Raw genomic sequence first — 22,093 nt, 5'->3', positions numbered from 1 at the left:
TTAAACTTTAATTATTTACTGATGCAATACTACCCCGCAGTTATTAAAAGGATATAAGGAACTTATTAGAATTTAATTAGAATCTACAGGAAGCATAATTTGTATCTCTGTACCTACCTGTTCTTCAGAACGGATGCCGATGCTGCCTTTATGAAGACGGATGATATTTAACGTTAAGGGTAACCCAATACCGTGGCCTTCAAAGTCGCCCGTGTTTGAAGCCCTAAAAAAAGGTTCAAAAATATGCTGCTGCTCATCCATAGGGATGCCAATGCCAATATCCGATACCACAATCAGGATTCTCCCATTTTCTGAACCTACACTAATGGTTACCGGGTTATTATTCGAATATTTACATGCATTCAATATGATGTTGCTCACCGCGAGCTGAAGCAGGTTTGCATTTCCTTCCGTATATAATAACGATTCATTTTCAGGAAGATTAGAGAAATTGACATCTAAGATGCTTTTTGGCTCAATCTTCTTCACATGGTCAGCAACGGTTAAGATCAGCTCATCCATCCGGATCCGCTCCCAGTTTTGTTTCTTCCCGTTAAAGCCGGATTGTGCCATTCCCAATAAACTGCTTAATATATTAACCAGCTTCTCTGCTTCTGAAAGTATGGTTTTAACCGTTTCACCGTTCGTTGGGGAAAGGTTCCCATTGGTCAATAAAAGTTCAGCTTCGCTCGTTATAATGGTAAGTGGGGTTCTAAGCTCATGCGAAGCATTACTCACAAAGTTATTCTGGGTTTCAAAGGAAGTTTCCAGCCTGGTCAGCATATTGTTAAATGTCAACACCAGCTCTGCTATTTCGTCTTTACCCTTCACTTCTGTCAACCTCGAATTTAAGTTATCGGCACTGATCTTTTTAACGCTCCTGATGATTGACCTTACCGGCTTTATTGTGTAATAAGAGAAGATCTTTCCGGCAATATAGGTTAGTAAGATAGAGATAGCGAAGACGATTAAAAGCACTTTTTTAAGCTGCTCTAGTTCCTTAAAACCATAAGGATCTTCCGCAGCAACGATCACTATATAATTACCTTGCTCTGTCTTAAAGAATGAACCGGCATAAAAATGATTTCCTTCATTGTACCGGGCTTTACCTGTACCAATGATCTCATTATAGAATTTATCGGGAAGCGGCAACGGTTTCTTAAACGTATTTTGTGTTCCAGAATCCATTTTACTTACATAATCCTGTTCATTATCCAGTTTTTCCAGATAACGGCTTCTTACGTGCTGATAGGCCTCTGATCTGGAATCCGGATGAACATTGATCTCTGCACTGAGGTTTACGCGCGCTTCGAGACGTTTAAAGAAATCTTCAAAAGTAAAGGAAGAAACAAAATAAAAGATCGCCCCATTGACCAGGATTAGTCCTGTAGTCGCTATAATAACGAAGAATAAGGTGATCTTTTCCTGGATCTTCATACTTTTGCTTCTTCTTTAAACATATATCCCATTCCAAAAACGGTATGGATCAATTTTGAGGATTGGCCCTGATCTACTTTTTTACGGAGATAATTGACATACACATCTACTACATTAGTTCCCATATTAAAATCAATGTCCCATACGTTTTCCAGGATCTGGATCCGCGACAATACCCGGTTTTGATGCTGTACAAAATACTCCAGCAACCGGTATTCTGTAGCCGTTAACTGGATGGGCACCTGGTTACGCTGCGCTGTTCTGGATAGAATGTCAACCTCCAGGTCGGCAATCCGAATGGTATTTTTAGGTATAGAACTGCCTTTACTGCGCCGGATCAGGGTCCTGATCCTTGCTTCCAGTTCGGCAAATTTAAATGGCTTAACGAGATAATCGTCTGCTCCACTATCTAATCCAGTGATGATGTTTTCAGTGCTTGATAATGCGGTAAGCATGAGAACAGCAATAGAATCATTGATCTTCCTAATTTCACGACAAACCTGAATTCCGCTCATACCAGGCAGCATTAAATCCAGAATAACCAGGTCAAACTGATGCTTAATCACCATCTCCAGTCCGGTTATTCCATCTGTAGCAGCACTTACTTCAATTCCCGAATCACTTAAACCCCTAACAATTACAGAAACTAACCCGGGTTCATCCTCAATCAATAAAACTTTCATGTCGTATAAACAGCATTCAATAAATGGGCGCCAGCGACCTAATTTATTACAATAATCAAAACACTGGTAGGATATACGTTGAATTTTCTTTCTTTGATTTTATAAATACCCTGATATGGGAATTATTTAATTTGTGTTCAATACAAATACAAACAATAAGGCAATTACAGCATAAACCGCTGCTCTACCTCTTTGTACAATTCATTGATTACAGATAAGTTCTTATGGTCAGAGCCCCGGTAAAGTAAATCGCGGTCATTGCAGATCGATACATAGGTTTTCATAAAATCTCCTGAATTTTCCTCGTCGAGATCATATTCTTTGTCAATGATCAAATTACCAAGCTCATATAGCAGACAAAGTGTATTTAATACCCCCCAGCTGATTTCAATATTACCATTTTCAGTCCCGTTAAACTCATCACTGATGATGTAAAAAAGATGATAGAAATCTTCAGCCAGCTCAAATGCCTCTTCATTATCTTCACAATCCTCTTCAGTAATGTTATTAATGATTAAAAAGATATGGATAGAATTATGGATGAGATTGACAATCTCTATTACATTATCAATGTTGGGATTATCGAGTTCAGAAAGTAATTCCAGGTCAAGATCTGATGTTTCTTCCGGATCAATTAAACCGGTAAAGTCTTTTAATTCTACTTTCAAGGCCTTTTTTAGTGAAACTTCAACGAGCGCAGAAAGTGTCCATCTTAAAATTAAAGGACAAGCATGGAGGATTGTATCTTCTGAAAATTTCATAGAGCAGTCAAAAGCATTTAGAATATTAAATATTCACCCAATTACAATAAAATAAATTTACATTTTTTCATTCAAATACAGCAATGTTTAGCAATCATGATACGAAATCAACCTGTAAATACCACAGTAACATCAGGAACAACTAAACTCGTACAGCACCAAACAAGGAACAACTAAATTATTAGTAATATCGACAATTAAGTTTAATAAAACAACAGGCTGGAATTCGTTAACTTTGCCGGATGAATAAAGAAATTGCTGTTATTTTTGATATGGATGGCGTAATTTGCCATACAAACCCCTACCATTCCATTGCCTTTCGCGAGTTTTTTTCATCCAGGGACCTTGCCCCTACAGATGACGAATTTGCCCAGCATATGTTTGGCAAGAGTAACAGCTATATCCTAAGCCACTTTTTAAAAAGACCCATCAAGGGAGATGAACTGCTGCAGCTGGAACAGGAAAAAGAAGGCTTGTTCCGCAAAATATACGAGCCGCATGTAAAGCCGATCAAAGGCATTCTTGAATTTATTAGCGATATCAAAGCGAATGGTACAAAGATTGGCGTGGCTACATCTGCGCCTTACGCCAACCTGGAACTTATACTGAGTAAAATCGATCTTAAAGATAAATTGGGATCTATTTTAGCCAGTGAAGATGTTAAAAAGCACAAACCTGATCCCGAAGTATACTTAACGTCTGCTAAAAACCTTGGCCTGTCGCCCGACCAATGCCTGGTTTTTGAAGATTCCTTTTCGGGGGTATCTGCTGCATTAAATGCAGGGATGAAGGTTGTAGGTGTTCTTACCTCACACCCCAAAGAAGAACTCCCTCCCTGCAATTTATACATTGAAGATTATACCGGACTGACTTATCAAAAAATAATCGGATTATTCTAAAAAAGCTTAATTGGATGATTGCCTGGCAAGTGTGGTTAATTTCACCTTTACCGCTGCATCTTCTGGCCCCATGGCATCGTTAAGTACCACATTTCCTTTTTGATCTACAATCAGGTAATGCGGCACGCCGGTAATTTTATAAGCTTGTTTTAAGTTGCTGTATTGATCATCATTTAGCAACAGGTGTTCACCACCAATCTTTAATTTAGCAATCATTGATTTCCAGGATTGCTCATCCGATTGTACACATAGATATAGAAATACCACGTTGTCGGCGTTTTCTTTCTCCATAGCACTGCGCAATTTGTTAGATGCCGGCATTGCTGCCACGCAAGGGCCACACCAGGTACCCCACACATCAATGTATACCACCTTTCCCGCATATGGAGCCACAAACTGCTGAAGGGTGCTGTCTGCAGTACTTCTTAACTTACTATCTTTACTCAATTCATAAGATTTCCGGTCTTTCAACTGTTTATTGTAGCGTGCTATAATTGGCTGGCTAAATGCTTCATTTTCTACCAATTCCTTAAATTGATTCAGATTGGTACTAAGTACGATTCCAAGTTCAGCCTGCAGCAGTGCGTCCGCATACCGGCAAAGGAGCAGATCACGGTAAACACCTGGCTGAAGTGAGCTGCAATACGCGATGTAATCTTTTTTCTCTGCGGCCACTTTACCAAGCGTATAGTTGAAATATTCGTCCATAAAATTAATATAACCGGCAGAAACTACGGCGTGATTATTGTTTACCGGAAATTCTGGAATAAACTCATAATAGGTATCCGAAATTGGTTTAAGATTATTGATCCAGACATACCGCATTAAATGCCTGCCATAATCGTACAACAATTCATTCTTTGCCCAGGTTATAAAAAGTGTCTCCGGTTTGTTTTTTTGAATGAACTGTTCAAGCACCTGACTTTCCTTTTCAAAACGCTTCCGCAGGAGCAACTTACAGGAATCGATGCTTTTAGCCATAAACAAATTGGTCTCTCTTGACCGCGCAAAACGATCTGCCCCGTAAAACATATTCTGATACAATTGAACCTCTTCGTTTACCTTAGCGCCTTTACCTTCAAAATGATTTTCAGCAACGATCAGGGTATCTCCCGGCACCATGAGAATAGATTTATATTTCTTATCATAACCCAAAGTAACCTGATAAGGTTGAGTCAATGGAAATGAGATGACTCCATCCTTCCCAAAATAGTCCAGATCTTCGCCCGTTGCAGGATCAGTAAAGAATACCTCTATTTTTTTAAAAGAGGTTTTTATAACAGATTGTTTAACCTGGGCCTTGGCTACCAAACCAACAAACACAATCGATAAGAGTATAATGATTTTTTTCATGGGGGTTACATTTATGATCAAAAGTATAGTATACCCCAGTACCAAAAAAAACGAATGGATGAACAACCCGTTTTCTTATTTGAACGACATCAAATGAAATTCTGTTTAAACAAAAGAGCGGGCGATCAATCGCTTGATCACCCGCTCTAAAGTTGTGAATGCAGTTAACGTACTTATGTTCTAAACGTGCTCACGCGACAATGTTCTCACGTGTGCTTACGTTCTCCAACGTTCTCACACGTTCTCACATTTGCTTAAACCTGATCCTTCGGTTTAACGAAGGATCAGGCAAATATAATTTGTGTTATTCTTTAGATTTTAAAGCCGTATCGATACGGTCTGAAAGATCTTCTAAATGGTATTTACTTAATCCGGTAGCAGACGGGGTTGCCGCTGTAATGATACCAGCCAGCTCACGCAGCTGACCTTTGGCTACAGAAATCACATCACTCTGTGAAGAACCTCCGCCCGAAACCCGCAGCGTAGTGCCACCAACGGTTAGCGTTTGGGCTGAAGCAGCAGGCTTAACAATTGCAATTAACTTATCTACATAGTTCTTTTGCAGGTTACGACGGTAAACATCGATTGGTGCATTCGTTTTTAACTCTTTAAAAATGATTCCCTGCAAGTCTGTAAGTAAATCAGTGATCTTGTAAGCATCGGCACCATCAACGGTTTCTGCAGTGATCAGTTTGCTCATGGTAGTGCTGCTGATCAGTCTTGACAATACCGGTGACTGAAGTCTGCTGACAACATCAATCGGGCTTTCACCAATATTATCTAAAACTTTCTGATCCAATAACCAGGTTGGCGTAGTGAACAGATTTTTATCCAGGAATGCGATCGCCTCACGCTGGCTTGTTGCTGGCGTACGCTGATAGATTGTACCGCCTTGTTCTATGGTTTTAGGCGTTTCGAATACACCGGCAATGTTTTTATTGACATGGCCCATATACCTTGCGAATTGTGTAGTAAGCTGTCCGTACATTACAGAAAGATTATCGTAACCTTCGTTATCAGCCTTTGTCCATTCCGGTAACTTCGCTAAGATCCTTTTTAAGTTTTTGATCCCATAATCACTGGAGATCATGGCATTGTCCCCAAGGTCTTCACTTTGTGAACGCGGATCATCCGGATTGCTTTCTGTTCCGAACCATAAACGGTTATTTTTAAGCTTCTCCATGGTTAATTTATTCAACACAGGAACTTCAGCTGTTGCAGTCTTTGCATCTGGCAATAACTTATAACCCCACTCAATAGCCCAAAGGTCATAATCACCAATTCGTGGATAGATCCCTTTTGGCTTAATGTTATCTTCTGGTTGTGCAACGTAGTTAAAACGGGCATAGTCCATAATAGAAGGAGTATGACCATTGGCCTCGACCCATGCCTTATCCCTCAGTTTTTCTGATGGAACAGTAGAACTTGAGCCATAGTTATGACGAAGACCCAGGGTGTGTCCAACTTCATGCGAAGAAACAAAACGGATCAGGTCGCCCATTAACTCCGGACTAAAGTCCATTTTCTGTGCTCTGGGGTCAATTGCCGAAGCCTGGATCATGTACCAGTCGTGAACAAGTTTCATCACATTATGGTACCAGTTTACATGGCTTTCCATAATCTCTCCACTACGCGGATCGGAAATACTCGGACCACTTGCATTGGCAATTTCAGAAGGTTTATACACAATTGCAGAATGACGGGCATCATCTAGACTCCAGGTAGAGTCTTCTTTAGCCGTTGGCGCCATTTTACCCATCACTGCATTCTTAAAACCTGCCTTTTCAAAGGCTTTTTGCCAATCGTTAACACCAGCAATCAAATAAGGAACCCACTCTTTTGGGGTAGCCGGATCGATGTAAAATATAATTGGTTTGATGGGTTCAACCAGCTCGCCTCTTTTATATTTTGCCAGGTCGCCCGGCTTAGGCTCTAACCTCCAGCGTTTAACCAGTTCCACTTCTTTTACCCCTTGTGGGTTTGCATCAAAGTCGGTATAACCAACGGTAAAGTAACCCACACGCGGATCAAAATAACGCGGTTTCATCGGCACTTTAGGTAAAATAACCAATGAGGCATTCAGCTCCACGGTTGATGAACCGGTAGCACCGCCCCCACCACCACCGGCTGGTGCCGATCCGAATGCTGAAGCTGTTGCAGCTGCTAACGTATATGTTTTAACCACATTGATCTCTACATTGGTTGGAAAACTCTTCACACTCAGAATATAACTGCGGTCTGAAAGCTGAGTACCCAGTCTAAACCTGCTCTTTGCACCAGGTGAGCTAAAATAGAAAATATCATTATCACTGTTAATGTACTCGGTCATATCTACTACACTTCCTTTTTTATCCGGCGTGTAGGCTGCAATATTAAATGCAGCAGCAATAGGCTGGATGTTTGACCGCTGCAAGTTTTGGTACATGGCCGTAGTACTATCCGGGCCATAGGTACGGAAAGAGATCTTACGCATAAAGATCCTGTTGTTCGGCCCTTTTTCAAAGCGGATCACACTGCTTCCAATCTGATCGCCGGCATAGCCGGATGCCGAACGAACTTCAGCACCAGCCCTTGAAATACGGCTTACCACTAAGATATCCCTGCCTAAGGTAGAATCTGCAATTTCAAAGAAGAACTTATCTTCCAGTTTATGGGTAGTGATCATCCCTTTACGGGTAATCGCTTTATCGGTAATTACGGTAGCGTAAGGTTTAGGTTGTGCCCTTGGCGTAACAGCACCAGGAGCTCCGGGAGCCCTTCTTACGGTATCGGAGACTACAGGTGTAGTGGTTGGCCGGGTTTGAGCTTCGGCAATAAATGCCCCCGCTACACCCAGCAGTGTAAATAAAACTATTTTCTTCATGAATATTAACGATTAGGTTATTCGTAAAGATACAGGGCGACCGTATGAAATGAAATTTGGGATTATAACTTTACAGTTACATTAATGTATTATTTTGAATAGTAATTCTTTGAGCAATTCACCATCTGTCGTGTTACCGGTACTGTCTACCCCTTTACTCTTCAGGTCGTATTCACGAAGCAGGCTTACAATGTCGAACACTTTACCCAGGCTGTAACTGCGTGCTGCAGTTTCATAATCCTTCACAAAATAAGGGTTCACGCCGAGTTCCTTAGCTGCATCACCTTTATTCGGCAGGTAATGATATTTCAGGATCTTAGAAAAATAAGCGCTTAAATTGGCCATAACCATCACCATTGGATTGGCCTTGGGATTGTCTGCAAAATAATTAACGATCTGGTTGCATTTAAGCACATTACGTACGGCGAGTGCCTTTTGCAGTTCAAACACATTATACTCCTTACTAATCCCAATGTTCTTTTGGATCAGATCGGTATCGATGGTGGTTTCTTTACTGATATTTAAAAGGAGCTTTTCCAGTTCATTGGAGATCTTGGAAAGGTCGGTACCCAGGTACTCAGCCATCAGGGCTGATGCCTGCGGGGCAATCTTATAGCCTTTCTCCTTAACCAGGTCATCTATCCATCCGGCCAGCTTATAATCGCGCACAAGGTCAGATTGAAACACTACACCGCTTTTATCAATTGCCTTATAGATCTTCTTGCGCTTATCAAAGTTCGCATACTTATACCCAAGCACCAGGATGGTGGTAGGCATTGGTTTCTCAAAATAGTTGAGTACAAACTCCGCTTCCTTTCCGTTGCCTTCAGTTTCTTTGGCCCATTTCAGGTCCTGGGATTCTTTAACCACGATGAGCTGGTAATCTGACATCATTGGATAACGCTTGGCGGCATTCATGATCGTCGCCATATCCGTATCCTTACCATAAAGAACCGTCTGGTTAAAACCTTTCTCCATATCGTTAAGCACATTCGCTTCCATATAGTGAATGATCTTATCGATGTAATAAGATTCTTCACCGTGTAACAGGTAAACGGGCTTAAACTTTCTGGCTTTAATGTCTTTGATTATATCGTCGGCACTCATATGATAATTCAAACTTAGATAAAATTTTGTCTATTTTTACACAAATGTCATTTACCCCTGCTGCACTTAATCTGCCCCGGTATCCTTTTAAGATCACATTAAAGGATGCTAAGTACTTCATTTTCGACGAGGTACGTAAGAAGCACCTCATTTTAACACCTGAAGAATGGGTGCGTCAGCATTTTATACAATATTTAATTCTTGAAAAAAAATTCCCGAAATCACTGATTCAGATTGAAGGCGGACTGAACCTGAACAGGCTCCAGAAGAGAACGGATATTGTGATCTTTAATTCGCATGGCGAGCGGATCATGGTGATCGAGTGTAAGGCACCTTCGGTTAAGATCAGTCAGGCTACATTTGACCAGGCAGCCCGGTACAATTCTGTACACAAAACGAAATGGCTGGTGGTAACCAACGGCCTGATGCACTGCTATGCGCAGATTGACCACCTTGCTGAAAGTTTTTTATTTGTTAAAGAATTACCGGATTATCAGGGATTGTAATCCCTGATAATCCGGGCTATATTAGCCTTTTAATGCGGCTAGGCTTTCTTCTATAATTTTGATCTTGGCATCAGCATCCGCTTTTTTATTGCGCTCATTCTGAATAATCTCCGGCTTTGCATTTTGTACAAAACGCTCATTGCCCAGTTTGGCATCAACAGACTTCAGAAAACCCTGCAGGTACGTTAGTTCCGCATTTAAGCGCTCAATCTCTGCATCAATATCAATGGATTCGTTTAACTGGATAAAGAATTCGTCGTTGCCCACCATAAAGCTTGCTGCTCCGGGGATCTTGTCGTTTACAAATTCAACTTCAGTGATATTCGCCAGCTTGAAGACGATGTTTAACCATTTCTCATAATCCAGTGCAGAGTTTACCTTGATAGATAAAGGCAATCCTTCTTTCGGAGAGATCTGTTTTATATTTCTAACATTCCTGATCTCTGCAACCAATCCTTTTATGGTTTCTACTTCTTTAAGCAAGGGCAGATCGGCAGATCCAACAACCGGATAGCTGGCCACAATACAGCAGTCCATTTCAGCTTTTTCACCGAACAGTTCATCGTGCCATAACTCTTCAGTAAGGAACGGCATGAACGGATGCAGAAGCGTTAATATCTTTTCGAAGAAACCAATGGTTACCTTTAAGGTTTCTGCATCAATAGGGTGCTGATAAACGGGTTTAACCATTTCCAGGTACCAGGCACAGAAATCATCCCATACCAGTTTATAACACGCCATTAAGGCTTCAGAAAGACGGTACTGCTTAAAGTTATCTTCAATCTCGGCAAGGGCTTCATTAAAGCGGTTCTCAAACCAAAGGATGGCCTGTTTATTTGGGTTCTCCAGGTTTTCATCAACTTCCCAGCCTTTAACCAGTCTGAAAGCATTCCAGATCTTGTTGGCAAAGTTCCTTCCCTGTTCGCAATAGCTTTCATCAAACATGAGGTCGTTTCCTGCCGGAGAGCAAAGCAGCATCCCTACACGTACACCATCTGCACCATATTTCTCAATAAGACCGATCGGGTCTGGAGAGTTACCCAGCGACTTGGACATTTTACGTCCCAGTTTGTCCCTTACAATACCGGTAAGGTATACATTGGTAAAAGGTTTTTGTCCCCTAAACTCATGTCCGGCCATGATCATCCGTGCCACCCAAAAGAATAAGATCTCCGGGGCAGTAACCAGGTCATTGGTTGGATAGTAGTAGTTGATGTCTTTATTGTCCGGATTTTTAAACCCGTCAAATACAGAGATTGGCCACAGCCATGAGGAGAACCAGGTATCCATTACATCCGGATCCTGGGTTACAAATGGAGCAAGCTGGTTTTTAAAGCCATTGGCTTCTTCATCTGTAAATACACCATCAATATCTTTTAGCTTTAAGAATTCAGTTAAAGCTTCATCTTTTGTTTTTGCAACAACCCAGTTTCCTTTGTCGTCATACCATGCCGGGATCTGTTGTCCCCACCACAGCTGCCTGCTGATGTTCCAGTCCCTCACGTTTTCCATCCAGTGGCGGTACGTGTTCACAAACTTTTCAGGGATCAGTTTAACATCACCATTTAACACATCTTCCAGTGCAGGCTTTGCCATCTCGTCCATTTTGCAGAACCACTGCATAGACAATTTTGGTTCAATGGCGGCATCGGTACGTTCAGAAAAACCGATCTGTGATTTATAATCTTCTACCTTTTCAAGGTGACCGGCTTCATCAAGCAGCACGGCAATCTTTTTACGGGCTACAAAGCGGTCTTCACCAACCAATACTACAGCCAGCTCATTTAGCGTACCATCATCATTTAAAATGTCAATTACCGGCAGTTTGTGTTTAACACCCAGTTCATAATCATTAAGATCATGTGCAGGTGTAACTTTCAAACATCCTGTTCCAAAGTCCATGGTCACGTATTCGTCTTCAATAACAGGAATTTCCCGGTTAATCAGCGGTACGAATACGGTTTTACCTTTCAGATGGGTATAACGCTCATCATTGGGGTTTACACAGATCGCAGCATCGGCCATGATCGTTTCCGGACGTGTAGTAGCGATGGTTAAAAAGTCGTCGCTTCCAGATACGGAATATTTGATATAATATAATTTTTGGTTAATTTCCTTACGGATTACCTCTTCATCAGAAACGGCTGTTTTACCTGCCGGATCCCAGTTTACCATACGAACACCACGATAAATCCTTCCTTTTTTATACAGGTGGATAAAACTGTCTATAACCGCTTCAGAAAGATCATCTTCCATGGTAAAACGGGTACGTTCCCAGTCGCAGCTGGCACCCAGTTTTTTAAGCTGTTCTAAGATGATGCCACCGTATTTCTCTTTCCATTCCCAGGCATACTTTAGAAAATCTTCCCTGCTCAGGTCTTTTTTACTGATCCCTCTTTCCTTAAGCATAGCTACAACCTTTGCTTCAGTAGCAATGGAAGCATGATCTGTTCCCGGTACCCAGCATGCATTTTTTCCCTGCATACGTGCCCTGCGGATCAGTACATCCTGGATGGTATTGTTAAGCATGTGCCCCATGTGCAGCACGCCGGTAACATTTGGCGGCGGAATGACTATGGTATACGGTTCACGCTCATCAGGTTCAGAATGAAAAAAGTTCTTTGACATCCAGTAGCTGTACCATTTATCTTCGGTTGCTGCCGGATCGTATTTTGTAGAAATGCTCATTATTTTGAAAAGTATCAGATTTTGTGGTAAAAATAATAATAAAATAGCATAAAGGACTTTTTACGCTCGAATTCCTTATTTTAAATGTTCCATCAGGTAATCTGTTACTTTCTGATAAAGATGTGCGCGGTCTCTGCCAATCACATTATGCTCATGACCTGGATAGATCATATAATCAACCTGAACGCCCTGATCAACGGCTTTCTTAACAAAATCTACAGAGTTCTGCTGCAACACTACCGGATCCTGCAATCCATGAATCAGCAGCAGTTTACCTTTTAAACGACTTACCTTACCGGCCAGGTCTGTAGCCGCATAACCTTCCGGGTTTTCCTTCGGCGTATCCATATAGCGCTCGGTATACATCACTTCATAAAACTGCCAGTTAATCACTGGTCCGCCCGCAACGGCAGCTTTAAATATCCCCGGATAACTCACCATAAAATCAACGGTATTGAAACCGCCAAAGCTCCAGCCAAACAGTCCCATCCTCGAAGAATCTGCATAAGGCAATCCTTTCAGGTAGTCAACAGCGGTAAGCATGTCTTCCATTTGCACATCACCAGCCTTGCGGAACATAGACTGCTCAAAAGCTTTACCCCTGTTGTCACTGCCGCGGGTATCTACCGTAAGTACCACATAACCCTGTTCGGCCATATACCTGAACCAGTAGTCACCGGCCCCAGAATTCCAGCTGTTGGTAATCAATTGGGCATGAGAACCGCCATACCAGTACACCACAACCGGGTACTTTTTTGTGCTGTCGTATCCCAAAGGTTTATATAAGCTGACATACAGATCATCACCGGTTTTATTTTTCAGTGTAAATATTTTGGCGCTTTCGGTTGCATAAGCAGCTAAAGGGTTTTCTGCCTGGTAAAGCGTCCTGGTTTTTAACGATGCCGTTTCAATGAAATCGATCACCCTGGGCTGATCCGGACTGCTGTAATTGTCCAGCACAGAATTTCCTGAACTGCTTACCTGCGTATTGTGCACCGCAAAACCTTTGGTAATGCGTTTAGATTTACCTGTTTTTAATGTTAAAGCATACAGGTTACGGGTAATTGGAGATTCATCTGTAGACACGTAATACAACTGATCGCCTTTGGCATTAAAATCCTTTACTTCCAGCACTTCCCAGTTTCCTTTGGTCAGCTGTTTTACAACCTTTCCATTCAGATCATACAAGTACAAGTGGTTCCACCCATCACGGTTACTTTGCCAGATAAATTTAGAAGGGTCATTTTTAAGGAACAGCATCGGTACCAACGGCTCTACGTATTTGTCGTCCTTTTCTTCAAACAGGGTCTTGATCAATGCACCGGTGGCGGCATTGTACTGATTCAGTTTCATGTGGTTCTGTTCCCGGTTCAATACCGCGATATAGATAAACTGATCATCCGGGCTCCACACAATATTGGTTAAATATTGTTCTGCAGGAAGTCCGGTTTGTAAATAAACAACCGCTTTGGTCTCTGCATTATAAACACCCACTGTTACTTCATGACTTTTATCTCCGGCCATGGGATATTTTATATTCACATTTTTAGCTGGTCTGCTGGTCCAGTCAATGATCGGATAATCGGCAACCATACTTTGATCCATCCTGTAAAAGGCAAGCTGTTTACCAGAATTGCTCCAAAAAGTACCTTTGGTAATGCCAAATTCATCACGGTGTACAGATGAAGCATAAACAATATCACTGCTTCCGTCTTTGGTTACCTGGTGCTGCTCAGAGCCTTTCGAAACGAACAGGTTAAACTGATCAAGGTAAGCTACAAAGCCAGCCTTACTTTCTTCCACATTGCTTTTGGCGGCAATGGTACGATCAACCAATACGCGATAGGTTTTTGCAGCATCATTAAAAGCTACTTTACCCTGGCTTAAATTTAAGATCCACTCTGGTCCTTTATTAAACTGGATGGGGATCATATTTTTCAGTGTATCCAGCTTCGCTGCTGCCAGCTTTTCATTTAACTGCCTAAGGGATAAGAAAGGTTGTTCTTCCTTAGATTTAAAATTGCCTTTTACCCATACCGGCTGATTGTTGATCCCTTTAAGGTATACATAATCTTCAGTTCCGTATATAAATTGCAGCTGCGACAAGTTTCTCGGTGCCAGTGTGGTACGTGAATTTGTCATGGCATCTTGCATGGTCAGCATCTTTTGCTGGGCAATACCGCAAAAGGCTGCAGACAATAGAGGTATGGAAATAATCAGTTTCTTTAGCATTCGGTTTTGTATTTTAAATGTCCAAACTTAGATAAAACTGCGTAACGATTTATAAGAATATTACCTTTACGCCGTGAAAAACTTTCTAATAGGTTTACTTTTTGCCATGTTATGGGCATCTGCATCTGTAGCCACTAAATTCGGTATCCAGTCTGCCCCGCCACTAATACTGGCCAATATCCGATTCTTCTTTGCCGGAATAGTCTTGCTTACTTACGCGTATGCCACAAAAAAAGATTCGTCCTTTCGCCTGCCAAATGGTAAAGAATGGAAACAGCTTTTCATCTTTGCGAGTTTAAATACAACCATCTATCTCGGCCTCTATGTATACTCCATGAAATATGCAGCTGCAGGTATCGGAAGTCTTTCTACCTCAACCACCCCATTGTTCATTGTCCTATTTTCTTCCTGGCTAATGGGAAGGCGTCCTTCTAAAGCAGAGATCTGGAGTATTGTTATCGGTATGGTTGGAATAGCGGTAGCTACCTATCCCCTGTTAAAAACCAGTAACACCACACTTACCGGGCTTTTGCTGCTTGGCTTAAGCATGATCTCCGTTTCTTTTGCCAGTGTTTATTATGCCCGTGTGGAATGGAAATTACCGAATCTGCTCATCAATGGCTGGCAGGTTACCATCGGGGGATTATCCCTTTTACCCATTACCCTTATTTTTAGTGATTTTTCTGAAGTCCACCCCGATGGCAGACTGTTATATTCTGTGTTGTGGTTAGGTCTCGCCGTTTCTGTAATCGGATTGATCTGCTGGTTCTATCTATTAAAGATAGATACTGTTAAAGCCTCACTGTACCTGTTTCTTTGTCCGCTTTTTGGGTTCCTTTACGCCTGGTGGCTGATGGACGAACCCATTACTTATTATACCTATGCCGGAACGCTGCTCGTCATCTTCGGACTATATCTTGGCCAGCGACAAAAATTCAAAAAGGTTGTAGAAGGATAGCTTTTTAAAACATTTTCATATTTATTGTGTGTACTGCACAATAATAAATGTTAAAATATGTTAAATACATATAAATAGCAAAAGACATGAAAACTGTAAATGTATCATCTGTAACCGTAGCTATCCTCAGAAAATTAGGTCTTGCCAAGATCTACTACTGGTTTAACAAGTAATATTTTTGGTAGAGAAGCTACCCGAAAAAAGGTAATCCGTACTTTTATCGCTTGATAAATTGAATTACCTATACATCAATTATTAACCATTTATGAATAAAATTAAATTGAAGAGCTATTTTGCTGCTTTGGGAATTGTTGCTGCCGGATTTTCTGCAAATGCTCAAACACCTGCTAAATTAATAGATCCTGCAAACATGGATCTTACCGTAAAGCCCGGTGATGATTTTTACAACTATGCCAGTGGAAACTGGATCAAAAACAACCCGGTACCTGCAAAAGAAACCCGCTGGGGAAGTTTTAATGAACTGAGGGATTTTAACAGCACAGCTGTTAGGGGCTTGGTTGAAGAAGCCTCCGCAGATCAATCTGCACCCGCAGGTTCTGTTAAAAAAAGAGTTGGCGATTTCTACGCCGCAGCGATGGACAGCTTAACCATTGAAAAACTAGGCTACTCTCCGATCAAAGCAGATCTTGAAAAAATAAAACAAATTAAAACAGTTGCCGGCGTTTTAGATCAGATTGCTTACATGCGCACTTCGGGCATTGGCGGACCTTTATTTGGATTTAGCGTAGGTCAGGACCGTAAAAATGCAACCAAATATCTCCCTCAATTGGGACAAGGCGGAACTACATTGCCTGATCGTGATTACTATTTGAAAGATGATAACAGAAGTGTAGCCATCCGCAATGCATACAGCACGTACATGACCACCCTTTTCAGCTTAACGGGTAGCTCTGCTGCCGATGCCGCTAAAAAAGCAGCTACGGTGCTTGCCCTTGAGACCAAACTTGCAGCTGCACAAATGTCAAGGCTGGAGATGCGTGACCCGTATAAAACTTATAACAAATTTACGGTTGCTGCGTTTAAAGCGACCACGCCAAACATCAACTGGACAGAAATGCTGACTAAGTTTAAGGTTGCTGGTCAGGATACGCTATTGGTTTCTGCTCCTGCTTTCTTTACCAGTGTTGATGGTTTGTTGAAAAGCGTTCCCGTGGCCGACTGGAAAACTTACCTGGAATGGAACCTGTTAAAAGGTGCTGCTTCTAATCTAAGTTCTCCATTTGTAAACGCCAGCTTTGTATTTAACCAGGCTCAAACCGGACAGAAAGTACAAACACCAAGATGGCAGAGAATGTCGTCTTTAACAGATGGAACGATCGGAGAATTGCTGGGCCAGCTTTATGTAGCGAAATATTTTAAGCCTGAAGCTAAAGCCAGGATGAATGAACTGATCAGTAATCTTAGAAAAGCATTTGAGATTCGCATTAAAGGTTTGGACTGGATGAGCGATGTAACCAAAGAAAAGGCTTTAGCCAAACTGAATGCTTTTGTGCCTAAGATCGGTTATCCTGATAAATGGAAAAACTACGATGGCCTTGTCATCAATAAAGGTACATACTTTCAAAATCTGCGCAATGCGGGTGCATGGGGATATAAAGAAATGATCGATCAGTTGGGTAAACCTGTTGACCGTACCCGTTTTGGAATGACCCCTCCTACGGTAAATGCCTATTACAGCCCGACTATGAACGAGATTGTGTTTCCTGCCGGAATCCTTCAATTCCCTTTCTTTGATCCGAAAGCAGATGATGCCGTAAACTATGGCGGTATTGGTGCAGTAATTGGTCATGAGATGTCTCATGGCTTTGACGATTCTGGAAGTCAGTATGATAAAGACGGAAACCTGCGAAACTGGTGGACTGATGAAGACAAGTCTAAATTTGACGCCAAGACCAAAGCATTAGGTGAGCAGTTTGATGCGTATACCGTATTGGATACCATTCATGTAATTGGTAAATTGACCATGGGTGAGAACATTGGCGATCTTGGTGGCTTAAATGCAGCTTATACCGCGTTTAAATTAACAAAACAAGGCCAGTCGAACGAGAAGATTGATGGCTTTACGCCAGACCAGCGCTTCTTCCTTTCATGGGCACAAGTGTGGAGAGGCAATATTTTGCCTGAAAGTGCAGCACAGCTGATTAAAACAGATCCGCATTCTCCGGGCCCTTACCGTACTATTGGCGCACCAGTGAATATGGATGCCTGGTATCAGGCATTTGATGTTAAACCCGGAGATAAATTATATAAGAAACCAGAAGATAGAATTAGAATGTGGTAACATTCCATTTGATCTTTTAAGAACAGGGGGAGCCAGAATTGGCTCCCCCTGGTTTGTTTATAAGATATTCACTAAAATTTACAGCCAACTCCTATCCCAACCAACCACGGTTTTATTTTTACATCTGCAGATATATTACTCAATGTTGTAGCAAGACCAGGATTTGCAGCCGGCGTTAAATTAGATGCATCAACAGTTGTTGTAGTAGATAAGAAGATCTTTTTCACATCTATATTCAAAAAGAACCTTTGACTTATATCGATATCAAGACCCGCCTGTGCAGCAAAAGCAAATTTGTCTTTATAGTCTACTGATTTTACCGTTGGTCCTTCATTCGCACTATAAAAAATAGTGTAATTAATACCTGCACCCAGGTAAGGATTAAATTTACCAACCGGATAATGGTATTGCAACGTTAGCGTAGGCGGCAATAACCATACTTTTCCCAAGTCTACATCAGCCGACGCGCCTGCACCAATTGCTGTAAGGTTTGATGATGTTGTACTCACTTTATGCCTGGTTGTTCCAAGAATCAGTTCAGCTGCAAAATGACGGTTAAGAAAGTAGGTAAAATCCAGTTCTGGTATAAATGAGTTCGAAATAGCTACATCGCCACCGATAACCCCAATCTCAGCACTTTCCTGCGGTATTACCGCGACTCCGCGCAGCCTGATTCTCCATTCATTCTTTGTTTCGGCAGTTTGGGCAAACACACCCATTCCCATAACCATTAACATTGCTAGTAAAAATAATCTTTTCATAATTAATTCATTTATTTAAAGCAAATCTATAGGCTGTAAGCGCTTGAAATAATGAGTTAGAACATTCAAAAAAGTGATATAAAACAAATTGCGGTAAAGTTGATCCAGTCGCCCAAAAATCACCAGAAACTCATAATTAAACAGAGATTCATGGAAGTATCTGAATTCAGTTAGATTAGCGTCATGAAAGTAGATATCTGGTCAGACGTACGTTGTCCGTTCTGTTATATAGGAAAAAGAAAGTTTGAGGCTGCCCTTGCGCAATTTGAACATAAAGATAAGGTTGAAGTAGAATGGCACAGTTTTGAACTGGATCCAAACGCGGAAACTATGCCCGGCGTTAGTCCGTATGATTACCTGGCCAAGCGCTACGGAAAATCCAGGGAATGGGCAGTTGAAACCCATCAACAGGTAGCACAGACCGCAGCAGCTGTTGGCTTAAAATTTAACTTCGACATCTCCGTAGTGGCCAATTCTTTTGATGCACACCGCCTCATCCAGCTTGCTAAAAGCAATGACCTGGGTGATGAAGTGGAAGAGCAGCTATTTGTAGCTTACTTTACCAGTGGAAAGGATATTAGCAACCACCAGACCCTCGTTGAAATTGGAACAGGCATTGGGCTCAATAAACTATCTATAGAGACTATGTTAAGCAGTGATGAATTTACTGATGAGGTTCGTTACGATGAACAGATGGCCCAAAATATAGGGATTCAGGGAGTACCCTTCTTTATCTTTAACCAAAAGCTGGCCGTATCGGGCGCACAGCCTCCTGAAACGTTTTTAGGTGCCATGAAACAGGTCTGGGAGAGTCAATAGTTACGCTCCCACTGAATATTGTTGCTGCAGCTTTTTACTGAGTTTACTGATTACCAATGCCCTTGAGGTATTGATGAGCTTCTTCAATTCATTGTCTGATGTCACTTCCAGGTTTTCCAGGGAGATCCAGTGCCGTTTGGCCAAATGGTACCCCTGACTAATCCCATCACGGGATACAAGGGCATCAAAATGATCCGGATCGCACTTAAGGGCCAAGCCGCCGCTATCTAAAGATGCAATCACAAAGATCTTTCCTTCAACCATAAAACACAGGTTATCCCCCCATTTCAGGTCTTCCGTAGTTCCCTTTAAACTCAGGCAAAAATCTCTAAATGTTTCAATATCCATATGTCAAAAATAATAATCAAAGATAAAATCATAACGCAGTTTTAGCTAAGTTTGTATGAAATGAATATCATCACCACAACGGCAGACGGATCAAATACCCTATACAATGAACAGATTGGAGAGCATTACCATTCTAAGCATGGCGCCCTGCAAGAAAGCAAACATGTATTTGTTGATGCCGGCTTAAAGCACGTGATCGCCCAATCTGCCAACTCTGAAGTATCCGTTTTAGAAATTGGCTTTGGTACAGGTCTCAATTTTTTGCTGACTGCGGCACATTGCGCAGAACAAAACACCAGGCTTTTATATACCGCTTTAGAGGCTTTTCCGCTTACGCTGGAAGAACTGCAATCTACAGGTTATAGCAATTATGTGCCCCAAACATTGTGGGACAGCCTGATTGAAAATTATGGGAAGACTTTACAGCAGTCTGTTGAGCTTGTAGCCGGACAACAGCTGAGGATCCTGCATACCTACCTGCACCGCTTCCAGACCGACCAACGCTTTGACCTGGTTTATTTTGATGCATTTTCTGTGCAGCATCAACCAGAAATGTGGACCGATGAGATCATTGCACACACCTGCCAGTTTATTAAACCAGGCGGTACTTTTGTAACGTATGCCATTACCGGAAAACTTAAACGCGCATTAAAAAGTATTGGTTTTACCATAGAAAAACTTCCGGGAGCACCCGGCAAAAGGGAAATGCTGCGGGCTACAAAAAATACTGCCGAATATTTATCAGCAGATATTAACACTGAATCTTAATTATCAGTAAATTAGATCATCAATACCTAAAACCATGAAATACCTGATCACCACCTTATTTCTTCTTTGCTTTGCCGTTTGTGCCAATGCGCAGCAAAGTGTTAAAAAAGACACCGTTGCTGCGTCCGCCATCAAGCCTCAAATTGTAGAAACGGCCTGCGGAGAATGCATGTTTAAATTGAAAGGCAGCGATTGTGACCTGGCTGTCCGCATTAACGGAAGAGCTTACTTTGTTGACGGCACCTCCATTGATGACCACGGTGATGCCCATGCCAAAGACGGCTTTTGCAATGCGGTACGCAAAGCAGAAGTGGTAGGAAAAGTAGTTGATGGCCGCTTTAAGGCCACCTCGTTCAAACTACTGCCCGATAAAAAACCGTAACTACTCGTACCTCAACGCCTCTATTGGATCTAACCCGGATGCCTTAAGTGCCGGATAGTAACCGAAGAATATTCCGGTTACGGCACACACCAGGAAGGATATAATGATCGAAAATTCTGAAATGACCGTTGGCCAGTTCAGTGCTGCGGGTATGATCAATGCTGCAGAGATGCCCAAAATTACGCCGATTACCCCCCCGGTAATACTGATCATGATCGCTTCGATTAAAAACTGCAGCAGAATATCTATTCCCCTTGCACCGATAGACATCCTCAACCCAATTTCACGGGTCCTTTCTGTTACCGATACATACATGATGTTCATGATCCCTATTCCGCCAATTACCAAAGAGATACTCGCAACGGCAGTTAACAGTGCAGTCATCATACTGCTTGTGGAGTTCATCATGGTCATTAATTCTGCCTGCGTCCGTACCTGAAAATCATTTTCTTCGTCGTTCCTCAGCCGGTGGGTTTCTCTCAGTGTAGCATTTACCTCATCTACCGCCGCATCAGAAGCATCTTCGCGTACCGCAGACGCATAGATCTGGTTAAAGTAAATGGACGACAATACCCTTTTCTGTATCGTAGTATAAGGTGCAATAATAATATCATCCTGGTCCTGACCAAAATTACTCTGGCCTTTTGGGGTAAGCACCCCAATAACCTGGAAAGGGATCTTTCCGAAACGGATGATCTTTCCGAGCGGACTTTCTCCATTTGGAAACAGGTTATCTACCACGGTTTTACCCAAAAGGCATACTTTGGCTGATGAACGCACATCTTCATCAGAAAACAAGATCCCTTCTTTAACGGATAGCTTTCTAATTTCCAGGTACTCTGGCGCTACCCCCTGCATGGAAGTGGGCCAGTTGGATGCTCCGCTGATGGCCTGACCGCTGGATGATGCAAGCGGAGATATCTTGTCAATATCCGGGGCATTTTTTCTGAGCGCATCCACATCGGCAATGGTCAGCGTTTTTAAGCTGCTTCCCATCATCCGCGCTCCGCCCGGCTCATTACTTTGAGGCATGATCGTAATCATATTGGAACCCATACTGGAAAGAGACTCACTAATACTTTGTTTAGATCCTTCACCGATAGACATCATGGTAATTACAGAGGCAACGCCGATAATAATACCCAGCATAGTTAATAATGCCCGTAATTTATTACGCTGCAATGCCCGTAGTGCCAATCTGATTAAATTTACTAATTTCATAATTT

Annotated in this window: 18 protein-coding genes; 7 read left to right on the top strand and 11 right to left on the bottom strand. The window is 41.9% G+C overall.

Annotated features, from left to right (window positions below; genetic code table 11):
- Window positions 1-72: 72 nt before the first annotated feature.
- The 3 genes from ATK78_RS19200 to ATK78_RS19190 all read right to left on the bottom strand — a co-directional run bounded on the left by ATK78_RS19200 (window position 73) and on the right by ATK78_RS19190 (window position 2,881).
- A complete protein-coding gene (locus ATK78_RS19200) occupies window positions 73-1,437 on the bottom strand; it encodes a HAMP domain-containing sensor histidine kinase (protein WP_133577753.1) in 1,365 nt (454 codons plus the stop codon).
- The gene (locus tag ATK78_RS19195) at window positions 1,434-2,120 is read right to left on the bottom strand and encodes a response regulator transcription factor (protein ID WP_133577752.1); all 687 of its coding nucleotides are present in this window, start codon (window positions 2,118-2,120) and stop codon (window positions 1,434-1,436) included. Before ATK78_RS19195 ends, ATK78_RS19200 begins: the two co-directional genes overlap by 4 nt.
- Window positions 2,121-2,284: 164 nt before the next feature.
- Window positions 2,285-2,881, bottom strand: coding sequence for a hypothetical protein (locus ATK78_RS19190; protein ID WP_133577751.1), 597 nt, complete (start codon window positions 2,879-2,881; stop codon window positions 2,285-2,287).
- A gap of 242 nt (window positions 2,882-3,123) precedes the next feature.
- Between ATK78_RS19190 and ATK78_RS19185 the strand changes: the two genes are divergently transcribed.
- Complete coding sequence (locus ATK78_RS19185) at window positions 3,124-3,780, top strand: HAD family hydrolase (protein ID WP_133577750.1); 657 nt, start codon at window positions 3,124-3,126, stop codon at window positions 3,778-3,780.
- Between the two features lie 6 nt (window positions 3,781-3,786).
- Here ATK78_RS19185 and ATK78_RS19180 read toward each other — a convergent pair whose 3' ends face one another.
- The 3 genes from ATK78_RS19180 to holA form a co-directional block, all read right to left on the bottom strand.
- Window positions 3,787-5,133 carry a TlpA family protein disulfide reductase gene (locus ATK78_RS19180; RefSeq protein WP_133577749.1) on the bottom strand — a complete coding sequence of 449 codons (1,347 nt, stop codon included), beginning with the start codon at window positions 5,131-5,133 and terminating at the stop codon, window positions 3,787-3,789.
- A 304-nt stretch (window positions 5,134-5,437) separates the two neighbouring features.
- Window positions 5,438-7,996, bottom strand: coding sequence for a zinc-dependent metalloprotease (locus ATK78_RS19175; protein WP_133577748.1), 2,559 nt, complete (start codon window positions 7,994-7,996; stop codon window positions 5,438-5,440).
- A gap of 81 nt (window positions 7,997-8,077) precedes the next feature.
- Window positions 8,078-9,103, bottom strand: coding sequence for a DNA polymerase III subunit delta (gene holA / locus ATK78_RS19170; RefSeq protein ID WP_133577747.1), 1,026 nt, complete (start codon window positions 9,101-9,103; stop codon window positions 8,078-8,080).
- A 44-nt stretch (window positions 9,104-9,147) separates the two neighbouring features.
- On the opposite strand from holA, the gene ATK78_RS19165 reads away from it, so the two are divergent.
- Window positions 9,148-9,609: a type I restriction enzyme HsdR N-terminal domain-containing protein gene (locus ATK78_RS19165; RefSeq protein WP_133577746.1), complete on the top strand. Its 462-nt coding sequence runs from the start codon at window positions 9,148-9,150 to the stop codon at window positions 9,607-9,609.
- Between the two features lie 21 nt (window positions 9,610-9,630).
- Here the strand turns inward: ATK78_RS19165 and ATK78_RS19160 are convergent, their stop codons facing one another.
- Both ATK78_RS19160 and ATK78_RS19155 read right to left on the bottom strand, forming a co-directional pair.
- Window positions 9,631-12,297: a valine--tRNA ligase gene (locus ATK78_RS19160; protein ID WP_133577745.1), complete on the bottom strand. Its 2,667-nt coding sequence runs from the start codon at window positions 12,295-12,297 to the stop codon at window positions 9,631-9,633.
- Window positions 12,298-12,372: 75 nt separating this feature from the next.
- Complete coding sequence (locus ATK78_RS19155; RefSeq protein ID WP_133577744.1) at window positions 12,373-14,529, bottom strand: S9 family peptidase; 2,157 nt, start codon at window positions 14,527-14,529, stop codon at window positions 12,373-12,375.
- Window positions 14,530-14,602: 73 nt separating this feature from the next.
- Here ATK78_RS19155 and ATK78_RS19150 point away from each other — a divergent pair, with 73 nt between their 5' ends.
- Window positions 14,603-15,487: a DMT family transporter gene (locus ATK78_RS19150; RefSeq protein ID WP_133577743.1), complete on the top strand. Its 885-nt coding sequence runs from the start codon at window positions 14,603-14,605 to the stop codon at window positions 15,485-15,487.
- Window positions 15,488-15,752: 265 nt separating this feature from the next.
- Window positions 15,753-17,789: a M13 family metallopeptidase gene (locus tag ATK78_RS19145; RefSeq protein WP_133577742.1), complete on the top strand. Its 2,037-nt coding sequence runs from the start codon at window positions 15,753-15,755 to the stop codon at window positions 17,787-17,789.
- A 71-nt stretch (window positions 17,790-17,860) separates the two neighbouring features.
- On the opposite strand, the gene ATK78_RS19140 is transcribed toward ATK78_RS19145, so the two are convergent.
- On the bottom strand, window positions 17,861-18,550 hold the full coding sequence (locus ATK78_RS19140) for an OmpW/AlkL family protein (protein WP_133577741.1): 690 nt from the start codon (window positions 18,548-18,550) through the stop codon (window positions 17,861-17,863).
- Window positions 18,551-18,733: 183 nt separating this feature from the next.
- On the opposite strand from ATK78_RS19140, the gene ATK78_RS19135 reads away from it, so the two are divergent.
- Complete coding sequence (locus tag ATK78_RS19135) at window positions 18,734-19,369, top strand: DsbA family oxidoreductase (protein ID WP_133577740.1); 636 nt, start codon at window positions 18,734-18,736, stop codon at window positions 19,367-19,369.
- Here the strand turns inward: ATK78_RS19135 and ATK78_RS19130 are convergent, their stop codons facing one another.
- Window positions 19,370-19,717, bottom strand: a complete 348-nt coding sequence (locus ATK78_RS19130; RefSeq protein ID WP_133577739.1) for an MmcQ/YjbR family DNA-binding protein — start codon at window positions 19,715-19,717, stop codon at window positions 19,370-19,372.
- Between the two features lie 60 nt (window positions 19,718-19,777).
- On the opposite strand from ATK78_RS19130, the gene mnmD reads away from it, so the two are divergent.
- Both mnmD and ATK78_RS19120 read left to right on the top strand, forming a co-directional pair.
- Window positions 19,778-20,485 carry a tRNA (5-methylaminomethyl-2-thiouridine)(34)-methyltransferase MnmD gene (mnmD, locus tag ATK78_RS19125; protein ID WP_133577738.1) on the top strand — a complete coding sequence of 236 codons (708 nt, stop codon included), beginning with the start codon at window positions 19,778-19,780 and terminating at the stop codon, window positions 20,483-20,485.
- A gap of 34 nt (window positions 20,486-20,519) precedes the next feature.
- Window positions 20,520-20,867, top strand: a complete 348-nt coding sequence (locus ATK78_RS19120) for a DUF6370 family protein (protein ID WP_133577737.1) — start codon at window positions 20,520-20,522, stop codon at window positions 20,865-20,867.
- Here the strand turns inward: ATK78_RS19120 and ATK78_RS19115 are convergent, their stop codons facing one another.
- Entirely contained in the window at window positions 20,868-22,088 is a 1,221-nt protein-coding gene (locus ATK78_RS19115; protein ID WP_133577736.1) for an ABC transporter permease, read from the bottom strand. It lies immediately after the preceding gene.
- Between the last annotated feature and the right edge of the window lie 5 nt (window positions 22,089-22,093).

The sequence above is a fragment of the Pedobacter metabolipauper genome, from assembly GCF_004362715.1.
GTDB lineage: Bacteria > Bacteroidota > Bacteroidia > Sphingobacteriales > Sphingobacteriaceae > Pedobacter > Pedobacter metabolipauper.
The sequence above is the reverse complement of the archived record's forward strand: the minus strand, read 5'-3'. Positions and strand labels throughout refer to the sequence as shown.

What these genes read in the sequence shown, in the direction of transcription:
- ATK78_RS19185 (WP_133577750.1), top strand. Translation starts at nt 3,124, where the DNA reads ATGAATAAAGAAATTGCTGTTATTTTTGATATGGATGGCGTAATTTGC.
- ATK78_RS19160 (WP_133577745.1), bottom strand. Translation starts at nt 12,297, where the DNA reads ATGAGCATTTCTACAAAATACGATCCGGCAGCAACCGAAGATAAATGG.
- mnmD (WP_133577738.1), top strand. Translation starts at nt 19,778, where the DNA reads ATGAATATCATCACCACAACGGCAGACGGATCAAATACCCTATACAAT.
- ATK78_RS19115 (WP_133577736.1), bottom strand. Translation starts at nt 22,088, where the DNA reads ATGAAATTAGTAAATTTAATCAGATTGGCACTACGGGCATTGCAGCGT.
- ATK78_RS19155 (WP_133577744.1), bottom strand. Translation starts at nt 14,529, where the DNA reads ATGCTAAAGAAACTGATTATTTCCATACCTCTATTGTCTGCAGCCTTT.
- ATK78_RS19145 (WP_133577742.1), top strand. Translation starts at nt 15,753, where the DNA reads ATGAATAAAATTAAATTGAAGAGCTATTTTGCTGCTTTGGGAATTGTT.
- ATK78_RS19130 (WP_133577739.1), bottom strand. Translation starts at nt 19,717, where the DNA reads ATGGATATTGAAACATTTAGAGATTTTTGCCTGAGTTTAAAGGGAACT.
- ATK78_RS19195 (WP_133577752.1), bottom strand. Translation starts at nt 2,120, where the DNA reads ATGAAAGTTTTATTGATTGAGGATGAACCCGGGTTAGTTTCTGTAATT.
- ATK78_RS19120 (WP_133577737.1), top strand. Translation starts at nt 20,520, where the DNA reads ATGAAATACCTGATCACCACCTTATTTCTTCTTTGCTTTGCCGTTTGT.
- ATK78_RS19200 (WP_133577753.1), bottom strand. Translation starts at nt 1,437, where the DNA reads ATGAAGATCCAGGAAAAGATCACCTTATTCTTCGTTATTATAGCGACT.
- ATK78_RS19180 (WP_133577749.1), bottom strand. Translation starts at nt 5,133, where the DNA reads ATGAAAAAAATCATTATACTCTTATCGATTGTGTTTGTTGGTTTGGTA.
- holA (WP_133577747.1), bottom strand. Translation starts at nt 9,103, where the DNA reads ATGAGTGCCGACGATATAATCAAAGACATTAAAGCCAGAAAGTTTAAG.
- ATK78_RS19140 (WP_133577741.1), bottom strand. Translation starts at nt 18,550, where the DNA reads ATGAAAAGATTATTTTTACTAGCAATGTTAATGGTTATGGGAATGGGT.
- ATK78_RS19165 (WP_133577746.1), top strand. Translation starts at nt 9,148, where the DNA reads ATGTCATTTACCCCTGCTGCACTTAATCTGCCCCGGTATCCTTTTAAG.
- ATK78_RS19175 (WP_133577748.1), bottom strand. Translation starts at nt 7,996, where the DNA reads ATGAAGAAAATAGTTTTATTTACACTGCTGGGTGTAGCGGGGGCATTT.
- ATK78_RS19190 (WP_133577751.1), bottom strand. Translation starts at nt 2,881, where the DNA reads ATGAAATTTTCAGAAGATACAATCCTCCATGCTTGTCCTTTAATTTTA.
- ATK78_RS19135 (WP_133577740.1), top strand. Translation starts at nt 18,734, where the DNA reads ATGAAAGTAGATATCTGGTCAGACGTACGTTGTCCGTTCTGTTATATA.